Origin of the sequence: Mesobacillus selenatarsenatis SF-1, assembly GCF_000813125.1 — a bacterium.
In the GTDB taxonomy this organism is placed as follows: domain Bacteria; phylum Bacillota; class Bacilli; order Bacillales; family Cytobacillaceae; genus Mesobacillus; species Mesobacillus selenatarsenatis.
This window is the reverse complement of record NZ_BASE01000138.1, coordinates 13,552-33,700: the sequence shown is the minus strand read 5'-3', so window position 1 is coordinate 33,700 and position 20,149 is coordinate 13,552. Positions and strand designations below refer to the sequence as shown.

25 protein-coding genes are annotated in these 20,149 nt (G+C 40.4%); 21 read left to right on the top strand and 4 right to left on the bottom strand.

Translation table 11 applies throughout. The features are described 5' to 3' along the window. The first annotated feature begins 490 nt into the window (after positions 1–490). From TY49_RS23605 to TY49_RS23575, 7 genes are all read left to right on the top strand, one after another. Positions 491–1,345 carry a M15 family metallopeptidase gene (locus tag TY49_RS23605; RefSeq protein ID WP_041968324.1) on the top strand — a complete coding sequence of 285 codons (855 nt, stop codon included), beginning with the start codon at positions 491–493 and terminating at the stop codon, positions 1,343–1,345. Between the two features lie 226 nt (positions 1,346–1,571). Further along, positions 1,572–3,968 (top strand): heavy metal translocating P-type ATPase, encoded by a 2,397-nt coding sequence (locus TY49_RS23600; RefSeq protein ID WP_041968323.1) that lies wholly within the window; start codon positions 1,572–1,574, stop codon positions 3,966–3,968. 27 nt (positions 3,969–3,995) lie between these two features. Beyond that, on the top strand, positions 3,996–4,202 hold the full coding sequence (gene copZ, locus TY49_RS23595) for a copper chaperone CopZ (RefSeq protein WP_041968322.1): 207 nt from the start codon (positions 3,996–3,998) through the stop codon (positions 4,200–4,202). A gap of 209 nt (positions 4,203–4,411) precedes the next feature. Further along, a complete protein-coding gene (locus tag TY49_RS23590; protein ID WP_041968343.1) occupies positions 4,412–5,899 on the top strand; it encodes a lmo1851 family serine protease in 1,488 nt (495 codons plus the stop codon). A 63-nt stretch (positions 5,900–5,962) separates the two neighbouring features. After that, positions 5,963–6,877 carry a CobW family GTP-binding protein gene (locus TY49_RS23585; protein WP_041968321.1) on the top strand — a complete coding sequence of 305 codons (915 nt, stop codon included), beginning with the start codon at positions 5,963–5,965 and terminating at the stop codon, positions 6,875–6,877. Between the two features lie 65 nt (positions 6,878–6,942). Continuing rightward, positions 6,943–7,122, top strand: a complete 180-nt coding sequence (locus tag TY49_RS23580) for a DUF2188 domain-containing protein (RefSeq protein WP_041968342.1) — start codon at positions 6,943–6,945, stop codon at positions 7,120–7,122. Between the two features lie 161 nt (positions 7,123–7,283). Then, positions 7,284–8,120, top strand: coding sequence for a hypothetical protein (locus tag TY49_RS23575; protein WP_041968320.1), 837 nt, complete (start codon positions 7,284–7,286; stop codon positions 8,118–8,120). 52 nt (positions 8,121–8,172) lie between these two features. On the opposite strand, the gene TY49_RS23570 is transcribed toward TY49_RS23575, so the two are convergent. After that, the gene (locus TY49_RS23570) at positions 8,173–8,412 is read right to left on the bottom strand and encodes a hypothetical protein (RefSeq protein WP_023627701.1); all 240 of its coding nucleotides are present in this window, start codon (positions 8,410–8,412) and stop codon (positions 8,173–8,175) included. 110 nt (positions 8,413–8,522) lie between these two features. Here TY49_RS23570 and yoyC point away from each other — a divergent pair, with 110 nt between their 5' ends. From yoyC to TY49_RS23515, 11 genes are all read left to right on the top strand, one after another. Beyond that, positions 8,523–8,807, top strand: a complete 285-nt coding sequence (yoyC, locus tag TY49_RS23565; RefSeq protein ID WP_052442286.1) for a protein YoyC — start codon at positions 8,523–8,525, stop codon at positions 8,805–8,807. Positions 8,808–9,117: 310 nt separating this feature from the next. Then, positions 9,118–9,354 carry a rhodanese-like domain-containing protein gene (locus tag TY49_RS23560; RefSeq protein WP_156972764.1) on the top strand — a complete coding sequence of 79 codons (237 nt, stop codon included), beginning with the start codon at positions 9,118–9,120 and terminating at the stop codon, positions 9,352–9,354. Between the two features lie 11 nt (positions 9,355–9,365). After that, positions 9,366–9,629, top strand: coding sequence for a metal-sensitive transcriptional regulator (locus TY49_RS23555; protein WP_041968319.1), 264 nt, complete (start codon positions 9,366–9,368; stop codon positions 9,627–9,629). 123 nt (positions 9,630–9,752) lie between these two features. Continuing rightward, positions 9,753–10,118, top strand: a complete 366-nt coding sequence (locus TY49_RS23550) for a rhodanese-like domain-containing protein (RefSeq protein WP_041968318.1) — start codon at positions 9,753–9,755, stop codon at positions 10,116–10,118. Positions 10,119–10,139: 21 nt separating this feature from the next. Beyond that, positions 10,140–10,433, top strand: coding sequence for a rhodanese-like domain-containing protein (locus TY49_RS23545; protein WP_041968317.1), 294 nt, complete (start codon positions 10,140–10,142; stop codon positions 10,431–10,433). Positions 10,434–10,632: 199 nt separating this feature from the next. Then, a complete protein-coding gene (locus TY49_RS23540; protein WP_041968316.1) occupies positions 10,633–10,932 on the top strand; it encodes a hypothetical protein in 300 nt (99 codons plus the stop codon). Positions 10,933–11,078: 146 nt separating this feature from the next. Further along, on the top strand, positions 11,079–12,044 hold the full coding sequence (locus tag TY49_RS23535) for a YncE family protein (RefSeq protein ID WP_041968315.1): 966 nt from the start codon (positions 11,079–11,081) through the stop codon (positions 12,042–12,044). Positions 12,045–12,048: 4 nt separating this feature from the next. Beyond that, positions 12,049–12,729 (top strand): response regulator transcription factor, encoded by a 681-nt coding sequence (locus TY49_RS23530; RefSeq protein ID WP_041968314.1) that lies wholly within the window; start codon positions 12,049–12,051, stop codon positions 12,727–12,729. Further along, complete coding sequence (locus TY49_RS23525; RefSeq protein ID WP_041968313.1) at positions 12,726–14,129, top strand: sensor histidine kinase; 1,404 nt, start codon at positions 12,726–12,728, stop codon at positions 14,127–14,129. The genes TY49_RS23530 and TY49_RS23525 overlap by 4 nt, the downstream gene beginning before the upstream one ends. 76 nt (positions 14,130–14,205) lie before the next feature. Then, positions 14,206–14,676, top strand: coding sequence for a FixH family protein (locus tag TY49_RS23520; protein WP_041968312.1), 471 nt, complete (start codon positions 14,206–14,208; stop codon positions 14,674–14,676). 414 nt (positions 14,677–15,090) lie between these two features. Continuing rightward, a complete protein-coding gene (locus tag TY49_RS23515; RefSeq protein ID WP_041968311.1) occupies positions 15,091–15,807 on the top strand; it encodes a CAP domain-containing protein in 717 nt (238 codons plus the stop codon). A 66-nt stretch (positions 15,808–15,873) separates the two neighbouring features. Here TY49_RS23515 and TY49_RS23510 read toward each other — a convergent pair whose 3' ends face one another. Beyond that, positions 15,874–16,350, bottom strand: coding sequence for an Hsp20/alpha crystallin family protein (locus tag TY49_RS23510; RefSeq protein WP_041968310.1), 477 nt, complete (start codon positions 16,348–16,350; stop codon positions 15,874–15,876). A gap of 170 nt (positions 16,351–16,520) precedes the next feature. On the opposite strand from TY49_RS23510, the gene TY49_RS23505 reads away from it, so the two are divergent. Beyond that, positions 16,521–17,300 carry an SDR family oxidoreductase gene (locus tag TY49_RS23505; protein WP_041968309.1) on the top strand — a complete coding sequence of 260 codons (780 nt, stop codon included), beginning with the start codon at positions 16,521–16,523 and terminating at the stop codon, positions 17,298–17,300. 192 nt (positions 17,301–17,492) lie between these two features. Beyond that, entirely contained in the window at positions 17,493–17,657 is a 165-nt protein-coding gene (locus TY49_RS24860; protein WP_156972763.1) for a hypothetical protein, read from the top strand. Positions 17,658–17,699: 42 nt separating this feature from the next. Here TY49_RS24860 and TY49_RS23500 read toward each other — a convergent pair whose 3' ends face one another. Both TY49_RS23500 and TY49_RS23495 read right to left on the bottom strand, forming a co-directional pair. Next, the gene (locus TY49_RS23500; RefSeq protein WP_041968308.1) at positions 17,700–18,260 is read right to left on the bottom strand and encodes a GNAT family N-acetyltransferase; all 561 of its coding nucleotides are present in this window, start codon (positions 18,258–18,260) and stop codon (positions 17,700–17,702) included. A gap of 274 nt (positions 18,261–18,534) precedes the next feature. After that, positions 18,535–19,659, bottom strand: coding sequence for an amidohydrolase (locus tag TY49_RS23495; RefSeq protein WP_041968307.1), 1,125 nt, complete (start codon positions 19,657–19,659; stop codon positions 18,535–18,537). A gap of 162 nt (positions 19,660–19,821) precedes the next feature. Here TY49_RS23495 and TY49_RS23490 point away from each other — a divergent pair, with 162 nt between their 5' ends. Then, positions 19,822–20,142, top strand: a complete 321-nt coding sequence (locus tag TY49_RS23490) for a DUF4870 domain-containing protein (protein ID WP_084135592.1) — start codon at positions 19,822–19,824, stop codon at positions 20,140–20,142. The last annotated feature ends 7 nt before the right edge of the window (positions 20,143–20,149 follow it).

The window sequence follows — 20,149 nt, the reverse complement described above, 5'->3', positions numbered from 1 at the left end:
GGCAATTTTCTTAATAACTGACATAATTAAACATTGCTGGAATCTGTTGAAGGCAAAAATGTCTAAAAAACCTTGTTTAATGTACATTTCGAATGCCAGTTGACTACAAAATGTCTAATAAACCTTATTTAATGTACATTTCGAATGCCGCTTGACCACAAAATGTCTAAAAAACCATGTTTAATGGACATTTCGAATGCCAATTGACTACAAAATGTCTAAAAAACCTTATTTAATCGACATTTCGAATGCCAATTGACTACAAAATGTCTATTAACCTCTGTTTGTATATATAACTAGTGTCGATTGAAGCCAAAATCAATATAATTAAGGGAATCTATACGTTTTCGCCACATGCAGAAGTTTGCACAATCCCTGAAGCAGGCATAATGAATAAAGGTGTTAATGGGAAAAAAGGCCATTCGAAAAATTGTGGAAAAATGTTAGAATGGTGTTATTGCCTTAAAATGTTTGAAGATTGGTGGACCTAATGAAAAAAATATTATTATTGCTTGCATTGCCTATTTTATTGACAGGTTGTAACCGTATAGAACCTTACTTGGAAAAGATTCCGTACTTGGGAGAAAAGCTGGTTGGACAAGATGAACAGGCTGATCAACCAGTTGAAGGGATAGATGAAGGCCCGGAGGATAAAGAGGTTAATGATGTTTCCGAAGAGGACAAGCCAGCGGAAGATGAACTGACACTTGAAGCCGCCTATTTCAATGTCATCCAGGATTCAGACGGGAAGAATGTCATTCAGAATCCGCAAAACACGATGTCACTCGTTAACAAAATTTTCGGGCTGCCGGAAAACTATATTCCGGCAGATCTAGTTCGCCCCAATGTTCCATTCTCTTTTGGAGATACAAAGCTTGAAAAGAGCTTGATGAGGGTAGAAGCTGCAGAAGCTCTGGAAAAAATGTTTGTCGGTGCCAGGAACGATGGAATTGAACTTGCTGCTGTTTCCGGTTACCGATCATATGGACGTCAGGAGACGCTTTTTAATGCAGAGGTCAGTAAGGTTGGCGAGGAAAAAGCACTTCAGGCAGTTGCCAGACCTGGAAGCAGTGAACATCAAACAGGATTGACAATGGACATCTCCAGCAAGACAAACAATTTTAATCTCAATGAACAGTTCGGTTCAACGAAAGAAGGGGTGTGGCTTGCCCACAATGCCCATAAATACGGGTTTATCCTCAGATACCCCAGGGGTAAAGAAGGTATAACCGGCTATATGTATGAACCATGGCATTTCAGGTATGTGGGAATCAGGGCAGCAACTGAAATTTATGAAAATGACTGGACCCTGGAAGAGTACTTTGAAAATGTGAAGAAAATATAAAAAAAGCCTGGCTGATGCCGGGCTTTTTTAAAAAATATGTAAATCAAACAATCTTACTGCACAAATTTCAGTTAGCAATAAATGTGACATTTTTAACTGTTGTATTCACAATTAGGGGTAAAATAAAAAATAAACACAAACTTTATGGTTGCCAAATATACTATACAGGGGTATAGTAATTGGTGTAAAGGAAATGAAATTTTTCGATTGAAACGGGGTGTAAATGATGAAAGAGCAAATGACTGTCGACATAACGGGTATGACCTGTGCCTCCTGCTCCACAAGGATTGAGAAAGTCCTTAATAAGATGGAAGGCGTCGAAGCAACCGTGAACCTTGCGATGGAAAATGCCTCAGTCACATATGAATCAGAAAAAATTAATCCTGACGATATATTCAATAAAATCAACGACCTGGGGTACGGTGTCAGAAACGAAAAGATGGATTTGGATGTTTTCGGTATGACGTGTGCAGCTTGTTCAACAAGGATTGAAAAGGTCCTTAACAAAATGGACGGAATGGTTTCAGCAACCGTGAACCTTGCCACCGAGTCTGCTTCAGTCGAGTTTAATAGTGCTGTCCTTTCAGCTGATAAAATCATCTCGAAAATTCAGGATCTGGGCTATGATGCCAAGGAAAAAGTCCAGCGGGAAGCAAAGGCTCAGCAAAAAGAAGAAGAAATCAATGCAAAGAAACGGAAGTTATTTATATCAATACTTTTATCCCTTCCGCTTCTATATACAATGATAGGTCACGCTCCATGGGATACGGGATTGCCTATGCCACATCTTTTGATGAATCCGTGGTTCCAGCTTTTATTGGCAACACCGGTACAATTCTGGATTGGCGGGCAATTTTATGTGGGTGCCTATAAGTCGCTCAAGAACAAGAGTGCGAATATGGATGTCCTTGTAGCTCTTGGTACATCGGCCGCGTATTTCTATAGTCTGGCAGAAGCTATTAAAACAATTGGAAATCCGAATTATATGCCGCATTTATATTTTGAAACAAGTGCTGTCCTGATTACTTTGATCCTTGTTGGAAAATTGTTTGAGGCTCTTGCAAAAGGACGCACAACTGAAGCAATCTCCAAGCTTCTAAGCCTTCAGGCAAAAGAAGCGACTGTCATTCGGGATGGTGAGGAGATTAAAATCCCGATTGAAGAAGTAAAAGTAAATGATACCATCATCGTTAAACCAGGAGAGAAGATTCCGGTCGATGGCAAGGTCGTATCTGGCCAATCAGCTGTTGATGAAGCGATGATCACCGGGGAATCAATTCCGGTTGAAAAAGCAGTTGGTGATACTTTGATCGGTGCTACCATCAATAAAAATGGTACTTTGACGATGACTGCAACAAAGGTCGGTAAAGATACGGCCCTTGCAGGAATTATTAAGGTGGTTGAGGATGCGCAGGGAAGCAAAGCTCCAATCCAGCGTGTGGCAGATCAGATTTCCGGGATTTTCGTTCCGATTGTTGTCGCAATCGCAATCGTTACATTCCTTGTCTGGTACTTTGTCATCACACCTGGCGACTTTGCGTCAGCCCTTGAAACTGCCATTGCCGTACTCGTTATTGCCTGCCCTTGTGCTCTTGGTCTTGCAACTCCGACCTCCATCATGGTAGGAACGGGAAAAGGTGCGGAAAATGGGATCCTTTTTAAGGGCGGAGAGCACTTAGAAGCAACGCACAAAATTAATGCTATTGTTCTTGATAAAACGGGAACAATTACTAAAGGGAAACCAAGCGTAACCGACCTGGAGATTTTCGGGGACGGGGATAAGGTACTGAAATATTTAGTATCTGCTGAAAAAGCATCTGAGCATCCTCTTGCTGAAGCCATTGTGGAATACGGCAACGCAAAAAATATAGAGGTGTTACCTATGGATGAGTTCGCTGCAATACCGGGCCACGGAATTGAAGCAACCATCAGTGGTGAGAAAGTATTTGTTGGAACCAGAAAGCTGATGGGTAAAGAGGGTATCGAATTCGCTCGATATGAAGAAAGACTTGAGCGTCTTGAGACTGAAGGCAAAACTGCGATGATGATCGCAATCAACAATAAAGTGAGCGGGATTGTTGCAGTTGCCGATACAGTCAAGGAAACAGCGAAAACGGCGATTGAAGAGCTTAAATCCATGGGTATTGAAGTGTATATGCTTACTGGTGACAATACGCGAACTGCTAAAGCAATTGCGGCCCAGGTTGGAGTAGAAAATGTAATAGCAGAAGTACTCCCTGAAGAAAAGGCGAACCACGTCAAAGAACTTCAGTTAAAAGGCAAAAAAGTCGCGATGGTCGGCGACGGCATCAATGACGCACCTGCACTTGCGCTTGCTGATATTGGTATTGCCATCGGAACTGGAACGGATGTTGCCATTGAGGCTGCTGACGTCACCATTCTAGGCGGGGAATTGACCTTGATTCCTAAAGCAATCTCATTAAGTAAAAAAACAATGCAAAATATCCGCCAAAACTTGTTCTGGGCTCTTGCATACAACTCAGCGGGCATCCCTATTGCTGCCATGGGTCTCCTGGCTCCATGGGTGGCAGGTGCAGCAATGGCTTTCAGTTCAGTTTCAGTAGTGACTAATTCCCTTCGTTTGAAGCGGATTAAGTTATAAATTTTATAAAAGAGAGGGAGATTTTAAATGGATAAAACAACTTTAAATGTATCAGGTATGACTTGCGGACACTGCGAAAAGGCAGTTAAGAACGCTTTGATGGGAGTAGACGGAGTGGCTAGTGTCGTGGTTTCCCTTTCAGAAGGAAAAGCTGAAGTAGAATATGATGCTTCAAAAGCAGAAGTCAGCAAAATGAAGACAGCAGTAGAAGATCAAGGATATGATGTAGAATAGGATCTAAAAGCAGCGGTGATGAACCGCTGCTTTTTTTGGCTTGAAATTACAAAATCGTCCACCATGGATTTGTGAAGCTGACCAGGGCGCTATGGCTATTCTGGTGCAATACCTATTTTTCTGTTAATTTTACAGTAAAAATGTTATCCTAATCATTAAGGATTTTAAGCTTGATTGGAAAGTGGTGAAAAGGGTTGGATCAGCAAAATATGAATGAAGAAAACAAAGAAGAGCTAAAGGGTCAAGAAAAAACAGCAGAAGCTGAGGCTAAAAATAGTTTTCTTCGGATAAAGAAGTTCCACTTTGCAATGCTGTTGTTTTTTCTAGTCTTTTTAACAGCGGGAATCACTACCTTTGCCCTTGCCTTCGGAGAAGACAAGCCAGCAGTGCAGGTAATTAGAGAAAGAGAAGAATTTGCAAAGCTGTACGACGCATATGATACTTTGAAAAATGACTATTTCCAGGAAGTTGATCAGGAAAAGCTAATAAATGGTGCGATTGATGGAATGCTTGAATCTTTGGACGATCCATATTCGGATTATATGAGCCAGGAAGACGCAAAGAATTTCCATCAGAGTCTGTCGTCTTCATTTGAGGGAATTGGAGCAGAAATTCAGGAGAGAGATGGTTTCATTTTTATTGTTACTCCACTGAAGGGTTCTCCGGCGGAAAAAGCAGGCCTTCAACCAGAGGATAAAATCATGTCAGTGGATGGAAAAAGTCTTCAAGGCATGAGTACGACTGAAGCAGTTGCTCTTATTAGAGGAGAAAAGGGTACGGACGTAAAGCTGTCAATTCTTCGCCAGGGTGGAGAAAAACCGGTTGATGTCACAATAACCCGAGACACGATACCGATTGAAACGGTATATGGTGAGATGATGGACGGAGGAATTGCAAAAGTCCAGATAACTAATTTCTCGCAAAACACTGCAAATGAGCTAGTAAATATTTTGAATGACCTCCAGAAACAAGGAATGAAAGGCCTCGTACTGGATCTTCGTCAAAATCCAGGTGGGCTCCTTGATCAGGCAATCAAAATATCCAGTCTTTTTGTGCCTGAGGGGGAAATACTCTTCCAGGTTGAAGACCGTGAAGGCAATGTGGAGAAATATGCATCAGAGAACGAAAATAATAACAACCTTCCTTTAGTTGTCATCATTGATAAGGGGAGTGCGAGTGCATCCGAAATCCTTGCAGGAGCAGTCAGTGAATCAGCCGGAGTTCCTCTTATTGGCGAAAATTCATTCGGAAAAGGCACAGTCCAGAGAGCGGAGGATTTTTCAGACGGATCGAATATGAAGTTCACGACAGAAAAATGGTTGACTCCTAAAGGCAATTGGATTCATAAGAAAGGCATCAAGCCGGACCATGAAGTACCAATGCCTGAATATGCCTCATTACCTTTCATCGATCCGGAAACTGAATTAAAGGTATCAACAGCTTCTGAACAAGTTAGGGCTGCACAAAAGATGCTGAAAGCTCTAGGGTTTGAACCAGGCCGTGAGGATGGTTTCTATGATGAAAAGACAAAAGAAACTGTCATTGAATTCCAAAAATCAAAAGAGCTTGAAGAAACAGGTATTCTTAAAGGAAGCTCAACTATCGAATTAATGAATGCTCTGCGCGAACAGATTAAGAATGACGATCCACAAGTTCAGAAAGCAATAGAAGTGTTAAAGCAGGAAATGAATAAATAAGAAGAATCTCCAGCTTTTGCTGGAGATTTTCCATATTACATAGGAAAAAAAGGTGATGAGAACATGAAAAAAGCAGAGGTTTATATTTTGTCCGGGTTCCTGGGTACAGGCAAAACGACGTTACTTAAGCAAATTTTACAGAATGAAAAAAATAGCGGACGGAACATTGCAGTTATGATGAACGAGCTAGGAAGTGTTTCGATCGATTCAGATGCCGTTGACACAGATGTTCCTTTAAAGGAGCTGTTGGGAGGGTGTATTTGCTGTACAATCCAGGACAAGCTCGAATCCCAGCTTCAAGGATTGTTATTTGATCACGATTTAGATGCCATTTACATAGAGACCACTGGTGCTGCTCATCCTGTAGAAGTTTTGGATGCTGTCCTTTCTCCATTGTTTGCAGACAAGCTTGCGATAAAAGGAATCATTACGACTGTAGATGGCAAACAGTGGCTCAACAGGCAGTCATTAGACCCCCAAGTCCATCAGCTTTTGCTTGAGCAAGTAAAGCATGCTGACCTTAACATCGTCAATAAATCAGATTTGCTCAATGAATCAGAGCAAGCAAAAATCAGCATGGACATTCAAGGCCTAAATCCTCAAGCTAAATGTATTTTGAGCACCTATTCGAAAGTGCCACTTAAACTGCTGGAGGGATTGGCGTATACCGAAAAAGCTAAAAGTGCAGGTGCGCATGTTCAGGCAGATCTTAGACTAAGCACGTTTGTGCATCAATTCCAGAGTGCTATCAGCCAGAAAGATTTTGAAGATTTTTTAAGGTCGCTGCCGGATTCCATATACCGGATAAAAGGATATGTATTATTTGACCATTCTCAATATCCGGACCTATTCCAGTATTCGTATGGAATGCCATTATATATGAAGGAATATATGAAAATGCCGCTTAATCTTGTTTTCATCGGCCAGGTAACTGACTGGAGCCAGCTTGAACAGCAGCTGAAGGAACTGGAAAAGTAAGTCTGTTTTAAGGTTGCTGGACATGGGGTATAAAAGGTATATCTTCGATGGAAAGGATGAAGAACATGCCTTGGACAAAGAATGATTATCCTGCTTCGATGAAAAACCTTGATCCTAATGTCCGTCAAAAAGCTATTGAAATAGCAAACGCTCTTGTTCAGGAAGAGCATTATGACGATGGAAAGGCAATCCCTATCGCGATTGATAAAGCAAGGGAATATGTAGAAAGCCATAAAAATGATTAACTTTTGCCCAGCTCTGCTGGGTTTTTTTTGGTTAAAACTTAGCACAACACGTCTGAATAGTAAAAAGCAAAAAAGCAAAAACTTTCATGAAGCATAATTCTGCTCAGTTGGAATTAAAATGAAAAGCAAGATTAAAGCCGAGTGAAAAAGAGATGATCTAAATGCAAACAATAAAAATTATTTTAATGACAATTGTTCTCCTTGCCATAACTGGAAATAACATAGAAGCCGGGAAGACTCCAAAAGCGGACCAGATTAAAATGACACAGTGGGAAGAGGTTAATGAAATTTTGCCCAGGTACAGCAAGTTCACAGTGGTCGATTTGGAAACGGGCTTGAAATTCCGGGTCCAAAGGAGGGCGGGAAGCAACCATGCGGATGTCCAGCCGTTAACCCCAAAAGATACCGCAATCATGAAGAAGATTTATAGTGGGAAGTGGAGCTGGAAGCGCAGAGCGATTATCGTCATCTCAGAAGATGGGAAAATTGCAGCCTCAATGCATGGAATGCCACATGGCGGCGGAGCCTTGAAAAATAACTTTCCTGGTCATTTTTGCATACATTTTTATGGGAGCACGACCCACAGGACGAACTTCATGGATCTATCGCATAAACTGATGATCCTGAAGTCAGCAGGAAAGCTCGAAAAATACCTGGAACAAACGGACCCATACGATTTGGTCAACGCGTATATCGCAGGGTTAAAGCAGCAAGACCGTAACATTGTTTACTTGATCTCACTGCAAGACCTTGAGTGGGAAAAGCTGCTGCCCAAAATTGAGAATATCAGGATTTCCCGGATGGAGGTTTTGCCAGCTGAGGATGTGGGAGATCAGTTGAGCCTAACCGTTCCTGTTGAGCTTGATTTTCAGCTAAAGGGAGTCGGCGGCAAGACTTTTAACGGTGAAGTCATCCTGGTTAGATTCATGCCTAATGAACAATGGAGAGTGGATTCAATAAATTTCTTTGAGGAAAATGGGATTCAGTTAAGCAAATAAAAAAGCTTGAGAAACCTCAAGCTTTTTGTATGTTGTAAATACCGCTCCTATTTTAACTTTCACCAAATTTGGCGAAGGTTTTTTCATCCTCAACCAATCCGCAGGCTGCGCACTGGATTTTCAGTTCAGGACCCTTGTATGGGAGATGAAAAGGCTCAAGCTGGTCGTTTGAATACTGCTCCACTATTTCACCTGATTGAGGATTTAATTTCACAGGCTGAGGTACTTGGGAGATCATATTGAATCTTGTCCTGTTAGTCTTACAGTTAGGGCATCGATATGGTTTGCTCATAGTTATTCTCCTTTAAAGTAATTTAACTTATTTTTTGCATTATCTGTTTAAAATATGTAAATATACTAGTGAGGGTTTGACCTAGTTAATTATCTGCAGGAGGCATAAGGATGCTAGCAATGGATTATGAAAAGATACTAGATGAGTACAGGACTATATGGAACAATCGACGACTTCAATCTGACCAGTCAACAGAGGACATTCTTAAAGAAGCAATACAAAGAGATTTGAAGGATGAAAATTCCCATCCAAGAGCAAGAAGGACATTAATGGAAAAATATTATCTTGCCACAAAAAGAATTTTAGAAGCATCTTTGACTACTGAGAGTAAAATCATATTGTTACAGTTGCATATGGAACTGGTTGAAGCAATCCAGGATGAAACAGGGAAGTAATTATCTGACCACCGCTTAATTGGCATTTATATATTGGTGTTTGTGATGACAAAATGATATAAAATTATTAAAGAAGGAAGGGATCCTTGCTTCTTTTTTTATGTCTTAATAAAAGTGTCAAAAATATCGACTTTAACTATTGATTTTATACCCCTTATGGTATATTATTTATATTGTAAGTTCAGTAATGAACAAGATATAACAAGAGGTGAAGAGTAGTTGCTCACAAGTTTAATCATCAGTCTCCTTTTGGTCACTTTAGTTTTCAACCGCTATGTTCCAGTAAGAAATCTACCAGCGGTAAAGGATTATGAAAAGGATGCAGTCTTTGTCGATCTCAGAGATTATCAGGATTCTGCAAAAAAATCCAGTAAATGGAGCAATAAATATTCCTTGCGGATATTTGAAACGATATATTAAAGAAATTCCGAACAGGCATATTGTCATCATTGCCTCCAATGAATTGGAAAAGAACTTTGGTGCAAGATTGCTTAAAAAATACGGTTACAATGTTAAAGGATATACCATTACTGGTCCATCACAATAGGAGGTGGCAACGTGGAGTATAATAAGGAAATTGTCAATCGTTTGAAAAGAATCGAAGGACAGGTTAGGGGCAGCATCCGGCTGCTTGAAGAACAGGAAGAATGCAAGTCGGTCGTGACCCAATTATCTGCAATCCGTTCTGCAGTTGACCGTACGATTGCGTTGGTTGTCAGCAAAAATCTTGAACAATGCCTGATTAACGATATACAAGAAGGCAGAGAAACGTCACAGGCTGTAAATGATGCTGTAGAATTACTTGTCAAGAGCAGAAAATAATATGATTTCTATTCTTGACAAGGTGTTTTTTGTCACTTAAAATACCCTTATGGGTATGCGGGATGATCATATTCCATCCCTGCAAGATCATGAATAACAAAAATGATGAAGAGGTGCATACGGATGGATGTAGTAATTAATGTATTAATTGTCGTTCTTGCTGTGGCTTTCTTATGGAGCCGTTTCGCTCCAACTAAGGGAGTAAATCAAATCACGACAGCACAACTAGGGGAATTGATGAAAACAAAGAAAGCTGGAGTGCAATACGTTGATGTAAGGACTCCAGGAGAATATAAAGGGAATCACATCAAAGGATTCAAGAATATCCCGCTTCAACAGCTTGCTAACCGGACAGGAGAACTTTCACAGGACAAAGATGTAGTCGTCATTTGCCAAAGCGGCATGCGCAGCAGCCAGGCAAGCAAGTTATTGAAAAAAGCAGGATTTAATAATGTTACTAATGTAAAGGGCGGCATGAGCGCCTGGTAATTATAAAGGAGGAAATTGAAAATGGATCAGATGACACCAACAGAAGTACAAAACGGATTGGGCTCAAATGAATTCGAAGTTGTAGATGTTCGTGAAGTAAGTGAAGTAGCACAAGGAAAAATTCCGGGAGCAATCCATATTCCATTAGGACTTCTGGAGTTCAGGATGAATGAATTAGACAAGAACAAAACTTACGTAATGGTCTGCCGCTCAGGCGGTCGCAGCTCTAGAGCCACTCAATTCCTTGAGTACTATGGCTATAATGTTATCAACATGCAAGGCGGCATGATGGCTTGGCAAGGCCCAACTGAATAAAACTCAATTAGAGATGGCATTCGCCGTCTCTTTTTTTGTAAAAAAATGAAGATGTATTTTGGTTGTGTTATACGAGGTCCCGTTATACCCTGCAGGTTTTTTTCGGGAAATGTCGAAATATGCTTGCTTGTATATAAATAAATTCGTACACTATTAATGAAAAGAATATTTCGACAATTAGTAACAAGGAGGAATTCTGATGTCTGGTTTAAGCCGCGTGGAGTTGGAACTTGTTAGAGAAAATGTTCATGTCGAAGTTATCCATGAATTGTTGGTTAAGGGATGCTGGATTGAGGATCATGACCATCGTTGTATAGTATCTCAGGGGCAAATTGAGTTCAGTGGGGGGTTCCATGATTCTTATTTTAAAATCAACCTGAAACCTAACGAACTTATTATTGAATCAGACAGTCCATGGGAACTAGAAGTACTTGCTGAAGAACTGAAAGAAATAGCGGTTAAAAAGGCAATAATATTAAATAACATTTACATACTTTAGAACTTGTCTCCAGAAACCGGGGCAAGTTTTTTCTTTTTTATTTAAATCAGTTGATAAAAAATACCCCCGCTAGTTCGATTTCATAGAATTATCACAAATTAGAGATATAATATTATGAGATACTTGTGAGAGAAAAGGAGTAAATTATGAAGTGGATTTATATAATTGCCGCAACGACTTTCACTGTCTTGTTATCTGCCTGTTCTTTTGAATCTTTTGAGCCTATACGAAAAGATTCTTCTATTATATCTACGATAAATATCAAGGAAATGACAATTTCATTCTATGACATGGAAAAGGGTGAGAAATTACCTGATTGGAATGTAGACCGCCCTTACATCGGAGGACTGATCCTTCCTGATAAGGATACGATATTGCTTTATGGAAAGGCATTGAAAACTGCTGACTTATACTCATTAAGCAAAGGGAAGAAGATTGAGTCCTGGAAAACCGGAGAAGGAATCGTAAACGCATTACTAGTTGAGGATGGAACTCAAATTGCGTTCGCAGATCAGGAAAGGGACAGTGTCCGATTTTTCGATATCGGTGGAACTGAAGTGGATGAGGTTAGGGTAGAAAAAGAGCCGTTGACACTTCTTGAGGCTGAGAAAAAACTCTATGCGATCAGTTATAATCAAGAAATGCTGAGCATAATCGACTTGGAAAATAAACAGCGGCTTCCAGGGTTTGAGATCCATCCTGCAGCAGCCGGAGCACTAATGTGCAGGGAGAAAGATGAGCTATGGATTGGCGGGCACGGCAAAGGAACTGAAGTTGAAGAGCTGATTCACATATATGACCTTAATAATGGACGTTTAATAAAAGAAATTTCAGCGCCTGTAATGCCTGTGGATTTCACAAAGGATGAAGATGATATATTCGTCCTGAGCCATGGATCGAATATGCTGTATAAATTGGCAGAGGACGGAACAAAGAAGAGTTCTTTAAAGGTGGGAGCGAATCCGTTCGAAATTGATTTCTTTGCAGATAAGCTTATTGTTGCTGGGTACGACAGCAACGAAGTGTATATAATTGACCCGGAAAGCCTAACCATCGAAAAAACGCTGGAAGTAGGCAACGGGCCATTTCAAATAGTAACGAGGGAGAGATAATAGTATGAATCCCATAAATGTTTTAATCATAGATGACGAAGAGGATATGCGTAATCTTGTTCAAATGTATTTGGAGAATTCCGGGTTTAAATGTGCCCATGCTTCTGACGGGGTTGAAGGGTTGATAAAACTCCATGAACAAGAATTTGATCTTGTTATCCTTGATATTATGATGCCTTTTGAAGATGGATTTGCTGTTTGCGGAAAGATACGGACCTTTTCACAAGTGCCGATCATCTTTTTGTCTGCTAAAGGTGAAGAATGGGATAAGGTAAGAGGGCTACAGCTTGGAGGGGACGATTATATAGTCAAGCCTTTCAGTCCGGGTGAACTTGTAGCCAGAATCAATGCTTTGTTAAGAAGGACATCTTTTGTCAAAAATGATGAAGATACAGTGACTCTAGGAAAGATCAATATTGATAAGAAGGGCAGAAGGGTTAGTGTTGAAGGAGAAATTATCCCGCTTACCCTTAAGGAGTTTGAGTTGCTCGTTTTTCTCGTTCAACACCAGGGGCAGGCCCTTAGCAGGGAGCAGCTTCTTGAATTTGTGTGGGGCATGGACTATCATGGCAGCCTGAGGACAGTTGACACCCACATCAAGACGCTGAGGATGAAGCTGGGGACTGGAGACTATATTCAAACAATCTGGGGTGTAGGGTATAAATTTGAGGTGCCAGCAACATGATTTCTTTTTCTGACAGCCTGTTTAAAAAACTTTGGCTGACGGTTACTGCCACAATTTTGGTGACCGTATTGTATTCCTTCTTTTTATCTTATCTTTTTTATGAAAAGTTATATGTCGATATTGTTGAAGAATCTTTGTTAGAAGAAGGGAACCGCCTTGCTAGCGACTATATAGGCGGCCCATTGACTGATGAAATGAAACAGCGGGTTGAATGGTATAATGAAAAATCCGAATCCGAGGTTTTTCTTGTCAGTAACCCCAAAGAATTAAGCGCCTGCCTCCCTTATTCAATTGATTATGAAACATTAATAGGGAAGGAAGAGCGTGAACTGCTTTTGAAAGGTGAACCGGTCATGAAAGCTGGTTTTGAGGAGAGGTTTGGCAGGAAGATTCTTGCTGTGGCAATTCCACTCCTTGACAATAACCGGCTTGAAGGAATTATTTATTTATATGTTCCCCTCGCTAAAATCTCTGAGTTAACCGTTGATTTTTCTTTTTTATGGCTGATTGGCGATGTATTATTCATAGTTATTGCTGCCTTCCTGGGTTTTAAAATGCTTCGCAGGCTAACGAGGCCACTTGCTGCCATGAAGGAGGCAGCTGAAAGAGTATCTGGAGGAGATTATTCAGCACGGGTCAATATTAAATCAGACGACGAAATTGGCCAGCTTGCAAAAGCCTTCAACCATATGTCAGAGTCTGTTCAGAAAGAGGATGAGAAAAAGAGGGAATTCCTCGCCGATGTTTCTCATGAGCTCAGGACTCCGATCAGCTATATTAAAGGTTATAGCGAAGCACTGGAAACTGGAATGATAAAAGAAACGGATGAAAAGAATAAATATTTAAAGCTTATCAACAGGGAATCTGGCAGGATGGTTAAGCTCGTTGAGGATTTACTCGATTTATCAAGACTGGACGCGGATGAATACCGGTTAATAAAAAATCCTTTTCCATTAGCACAGCTTATGGAGGACTTTATAATCAAGTATGGTCCAGCCTTGAAAGAAAAAAATATCAGCCTAACACTTGATCTTGATCCGGATATCATCATTTACGGAGATGAGGGGAGACTCGAACAGATCTTCCAGAACATAATCGACAATTCGATACGCTATACAGAATGTGGCGGAAGCATTTCAATAATGCTTTCCAAGCACGTCTATGGCTGTAAAGTTGAAATTGCAGACACTGGAGCGGGAATAGCAGAGGAGGATATCAACAAACTGACTGAACGTTTTTATAGAGTGAATAAGGCGAGATCAAGGGCAGATGGTGGTACTGGACTTGGTCTGGCGATTGTTGATAAATTAATTAAGCTACATGATGGTAAAATGGAAATAGCAAGCGAGCTAGGAAAAGGAACGACCATCAGTCTCTATTTTCCGGCCGTGGAATTATAGAGATTGTTAATAAAGTTAATCATCTTTCCGAATTTCGGAACCACGATAACACAAAATTATTTAAGGGGTAAATTGAATGAAACGATTGTTGGTTACATTAATGGCAGTATTGCTAGGTTTGTTAGCGACAGCTTGTGCACAGCAGGAAGTAGAAGAAGAACCACATTTTTTGGAAGTTGAGCTTACAGCAAATCCTGAAAAAGCTCAATTAAATGAAGAAGTTACTTTCGAGGCTAAGGTTACTTACGGTACTGAAGAAGTAAAGGATGCCGACGAAGTGAAATTTGAAATCTGGCGCTCTCAAGCAGAAGAACATGAAAAGATAGTGGTCGAACATGACGAAAACGGTATTTATCGCTGGAATAAGGCATTTGAAGAGGAAGGAACCTACTATTTCATTGCTCACGTTACAGCACGCAGCATGCATAACATGCCAAAGATTGAATTTGTAATCGGCAATCCAAGTGAGCCGGAGGAAAATGGAAAATCCAATGAAATGGATATGGAGGACCATGATACAGAGGCTGAGGAAGAGAATGGACATTAAGGGAAAAGCGGCGATTGCCGCTTTTTTTTATTCTACTGTCCAATCTGGCAATTGACCAAAACCACGTGATTGCTCCTTGGCCTGTAATATACTTTAATGATTGTCATATTGCAGAAAAAAATGTCATGAAACGAATCCGAGAAAAAAGTTGTCAATATATTAATCTTTCCTTTTTATGGTCTAGCTGGGTTATTTGAAATTGAACAGGAAAAAACTTCAATTCATACAGAACAAGCAAATTATCTGTTAAAACCTTTAAATCATTGATATCTTGCATAAAAAGGAAATGCTTAACAGAATTACTTTCAGTAGAATAATAGTTTTACCTGTTTATCCCAGGTTTATTACAAAAAACCCGTGATATGATTAGTTTGCAAGAGAGAGACAAACTAAATTTTCGGGAGGAATTCGGGAATGAACAAGAAAATGATTCTTACAGCTTTTGCTGCAGCTGCCTTATTCGCAGCAAATCCAGCCATGGATAAAGCAGATGCATCTACTATACAATCAAAGGTTTACTACTATCAAAGTGGAAATGTAAGCAATGAACAAATCAATTCTATCTTACAAAAGTATTTTAAGAACTACCAATTTTCATGGAAACAAGCTCAGCCTACTAAAAATAATGTACAGGAGCCTGTTGAAAAAACAGCACCAGCACCTGTACAAGAACCTGCTCCAGCTCCAGCTCCAGTTCAGGAGCCAGCTAAAGCACCTGCTCAAGAACCTGCTGCAGCACCAGTTTCTTCAGCAGTTAGTGCCTATGAGCAAAAAGTAGTAGAGTTGACAAATCAGGAGAGAGCAAAGAATGGTTTAAAACCACTTGGACTTGATACTGAACTAAGCAAAGTAGCGAGGGAAAAATCCCGCGATATGCAAAGCAAAGGCTATTTCAGCCACACTAGCCCCACTTACGGTTCACCTTTTGATATGATGAAAAAGTTTGGAATCTCATACCGTTCAGCAGGTGAAAACATTGCTATGGGACAGCGTACACCGGAGGAAGTAGTAAAAGCATGGATGAATAGTTCTGGCCACCGTGCAAATATCTTAAACTCAAGCTATACACACATTGGTGTAGGCCATGTAGCAACAGGCAACTATTGGACACAAATGTTCATTGGTAAATAATAAACTCAAAAAGAGCAGCCGCCAGGCTGTTCTTTTTTTAGATTCTTTTCGTAGAATTCGTTTCAATTAATTTGATATGTCGATTTCAGCGTATTGCATATCCACGATTTTATGAAGCTTTAATTCCAGTACTCCATCCCTGTAGTTTGCTGCCGCACCCTTCCGCTTAACGGTTGCTGGCAATACTAATGTGTGTTTATCTGACATATCAGGAATGTGTTCAATGATTACCTGATTTGAAGTATAAAAAAGTTTCATTTGTTTAAGCCAGGCTTCTTCTTCTTTTAGCGGTACTCTGACAAAAACAAAATCATGAGTTTCAAACATTTCCGCACCTAATCCATTAGTCGGTTTGACTGGATCAGGTGAGTTATGCTGTTGCATCCCTTTAAGCCATTCTTCAGGTTTTAACACCCCCTGCATATTTGGCTGGAGCATTTTGCCCATCATTTGCTGGACATAATTTTCGATTTCATCTGGTTTCATTTCTAAAAACTTCTTCTGTGTATTACGGTCGAACGGCAATAGATTCCATGGAAACAATTATATCCCGCCTTTCAAGCAGACCATCTTCGATATGGATATTATATGCAGGCATCGGCCCAGCGGTTAAAGTCAAATTGTTCCCAATATATGAAGCTAAAAGTTGCAAAACAGTTTGCTTCTTTTTAGTATAGTGATAAGTAATCTAATGAGGATGAGGGGTACAGGTTGTGGAAAATAAAACGGCTTTGATTACCGGAGGTGCCACCGGTTTAGGAAGACGAACAGCACTGCAGCTTGCTGCCGAAGGTATAAACGTAATTATCAATTATCGGAACAGCAAAATAGAGGCTGAACAGCTAGCGGCGGAACTATCGGAAGTGTTCAACACAAAGAATATCTGTGTTCAGGGAGATATAACAAATTATGAAGATTGTGAAAAAATTGTTTCGCAGGCTTTGAAGGAATTCACTGCGATTGATATAGTCGTTCATAATGCAGGACCATATATTTCGGAAAGAAAGAAATTGGCCGATTATCAGATACATGAATGGACTTACTTAATTAATGGCAATTTAAACGCCGTTTTCTATTTATCAAATTTGCTGATACCTTCTATGAGGAAAAGGAAGTGGGGGAGGATCATTACAGTTGGTTTCGACAGGGTGGAGTCGGCTCCGGGGTGGATTTACAGATCTGCTTTTGCCGCAGCTAAGTCAGGACTGGCTTCATTGACAAAGACACTTGCGTTGGAAGAGGCGGATAACGGGATCACAGCCAATATGGTCTGTCCTGGTGACATCACTGGCGAGTGGAAAGAAAGAGCAATCAGCGAATCCTTGAATGCCAGGGACTCTTCTGTACCAGTAGGCAGACCTGGTACCGGGGAAGATATCTCAAGGGTTATCAGCTTTCTTGCGCATGATGATTCCGGTTTTATAACTGGAAGTATCATCCCTATTACAGGCGGCAAAGATGTGCTGGGGAAAGCTCTGCGTGAAAACCTTTAGAACGAACTATTAAAAACGCCAATCATGGCGTTTTTATTTTGATAGATTATTGGGTTATGGATGACCTTTTTGAAAAAAACCTTATTGAATAACGTAAAGCAGGTTGGGAAAGCTAATAACAATTAGCAGTCAAATCGAATTGAATTATCTAATAATTAATAGTATTTAGTTTAATTCTGCGGGGTGATGAAAATGGGAATAGGGTTTAACATGAATAGGATCAATCCAAATCAGACGCAGGTTTTCTTTGAGGATGGACGGTATGAAACATTGACAGATGCCGAACTCGAAGCATTCCTGTCAGAGGCTTCCTTATCGGAGCGGGAAGAAACAACGGGGCAGGATCTGCTTAATTAGAAAACGCCCTGTATTTTTCAGGGCGTTTTGAATATTTGTAAATTATGCCTCCAACAAATGGGCTGCTTCTTCTTCCTTGACACCAGACCTTTTTAGGTACAGTGTATATTGATCCTTAGGAATTTCATACAGATCGTAAATCTCTCCATTAGCATTTAACTGCTCATAAATGTGCTTGCGGGTTTCGTTTGCCTTTACAACATAAGGCAGCTTTTCTGCTGCTTTGATAGAGCGGATATTAACTTTCCTGATTCGCATGAAAATGGTCTCAATCCCAATATCATAAAATAATTCCTGGAAGAAAGCATCTTTAGCCAAGGTATTATATCCTTTGCCATGGAAAGGTTTCCCCAGCCAGGTGCCTAAAAAACCGGCTCCTTCCTGAATATCAAATAAATTTATCGTGCCGATTGGAGCTCCCCACTCGTCAAGTATGGTACGGGAGATTAATTCTCCTTGTTCTTCTGCTTCAATCGTGTGCTTTGTAATAAATACGAATTCTTCATATGAATGTGCCTTTTGGCGCACAAAAGGGAAGACCTCCGGATGCGCCATCAGCTCAAATAATTCGTGGCAATCATGTAGATCGCGTTTCTTGAGCATATTGTATCCCTCCACGCAGGGCAGTCCTATCTCGTGCGAATGTAACTACACGGCCACCCTCGAAATTTTTTGTAAGTTGCTAAAAAATTTCGGGGTGGGAATCGAACCCACTAGAACCAGGATACTGGTGGCGCACCATTTGCCTTCCCTAATCACTTTGCTTTATGAAATTATATTTCCAAAGAGTATAATACAGGATTATTTCAAAAAAGAAAATAGGTTTTTCACCCTTTTTTTCTGTGTTTTTTTGCCAAAAATCTACAACAATTTTCGACTAAATCTGATAAACCACTTTGCCATTGATCATTGTCCACATTGGCTTTGCGCTGAAGTGGAATGGATGTTGATTCCAAAGGACCAAATCAGCATCTTTTCCAGGCTCGATACTGCCGACACGGTCATCAACCCGCAGGTTCCTTGCTGGCAAAATCGTGATTCCTTCGAGTGCTTTTTGTTCAGATAATCCTTCCCTCACGGCGATGGCCGCACAAAGGTTTAAGTACTGGATTGGGGTGTATGGGTGATCAGTAGTAACAGATACCTCAACACCGTGGTCGGTCAGTTCCTGATAAGTTTTCCAGCTCTTATTCTTAAGTTCCACTTTCGAACGGCGGGTGAGTGTTGGACCTACTGAAACTTTTAAATTCAGGCCGGCCAGTTCTTCTGCAATCAAATGGCCTTCAGTACAATGCTCAATCCGTAAATCCAGATTGAATTCCTCAGCAAATCTGATCGCAGACATGATATCATCTGCTCTATGGGCATGGATCCTTACAGGAATTTCCCTGTGCAAAGCTTTAATGATCGGTTTAACTCTCAGGGATTCCGGATTTTCAGCATTCATCGCCTCGTAAAAAGCTTCCCTTAGCATTCCCATTATCCCCATACGAGTGATGGAATCTTTATTCCCCATACTGTGAATTCGTTTCGGGTTTTCACCCAGTGCAATTTTAAGTCCTGCTGTTTCTTGGATAATCATATTCTGAACGTTTTTTCCAGCAGTTTTAATGACAGAAGTCGTTCCGCCAATTACATTTGCACTCCCAGGCATAACATGTGCCGTGGTAATTCCATATTTAAGTGCATCGCCGAATGCAGGGTCGAGCGGGTAGACTCCGTCAATCGCCCGAACGTGGGGACTCATTGGCTCAATGGTTTCGTTGGCATCATTTCCGGCCCATCCTGTACCTTCATCATAAAGGCCGAGGTGAGTATGGACATCAATGAAGCCTGGAAGCAAAAAGTTGTTTTTACAATCAATAACCTCGCACCCAGGTTCAATCGTAATTTCAGATTGTATTTTCATTATTTTTCCTTCTTTTATGAGAACATCACAATTTGCCTTTGGCTCAGAGGTGATTGGCATTACATTTGCATTCTTAAGTAGTATCCTATTCATTTTCCATCCTATCCTGTCTTTATTTTGTTGCACCTTAGCTACACTGTGTTCCTACTAAAAGGAAAATCCTTAATTTTCATTATAATGAAAAAGTTCATCTTTAATGAAACTTTTTTACTGTTTTTCCGTAAAGTTAACTATAAGAGTATTGGAGGGGAAACAATGCCAAAAAATGATGAAAGACTTATTGCAGCAGGCATTTATATTATTAGCTTTTTTACTGCTTTTCTTGGACCGTTGATTATCTGGCTCGTTAAAAAGGACGATTCCAGCTATATCGATTACCACGGAAGGGAATATATGAACTTTTTTATTTCTTATACTGTATATGGAATTGTCAGCGGTATTCTTGTCATCTTGTTGATTGGGATCTTTATGTTGTGGGTCATCGGGATATTGGCCATGATATTCACCATTGTAGGTGCGATAAAAGCATATGAAGGTCAGGAATATCGAATACCATTCATTTTCAGGCTCTTGTAACAAATAA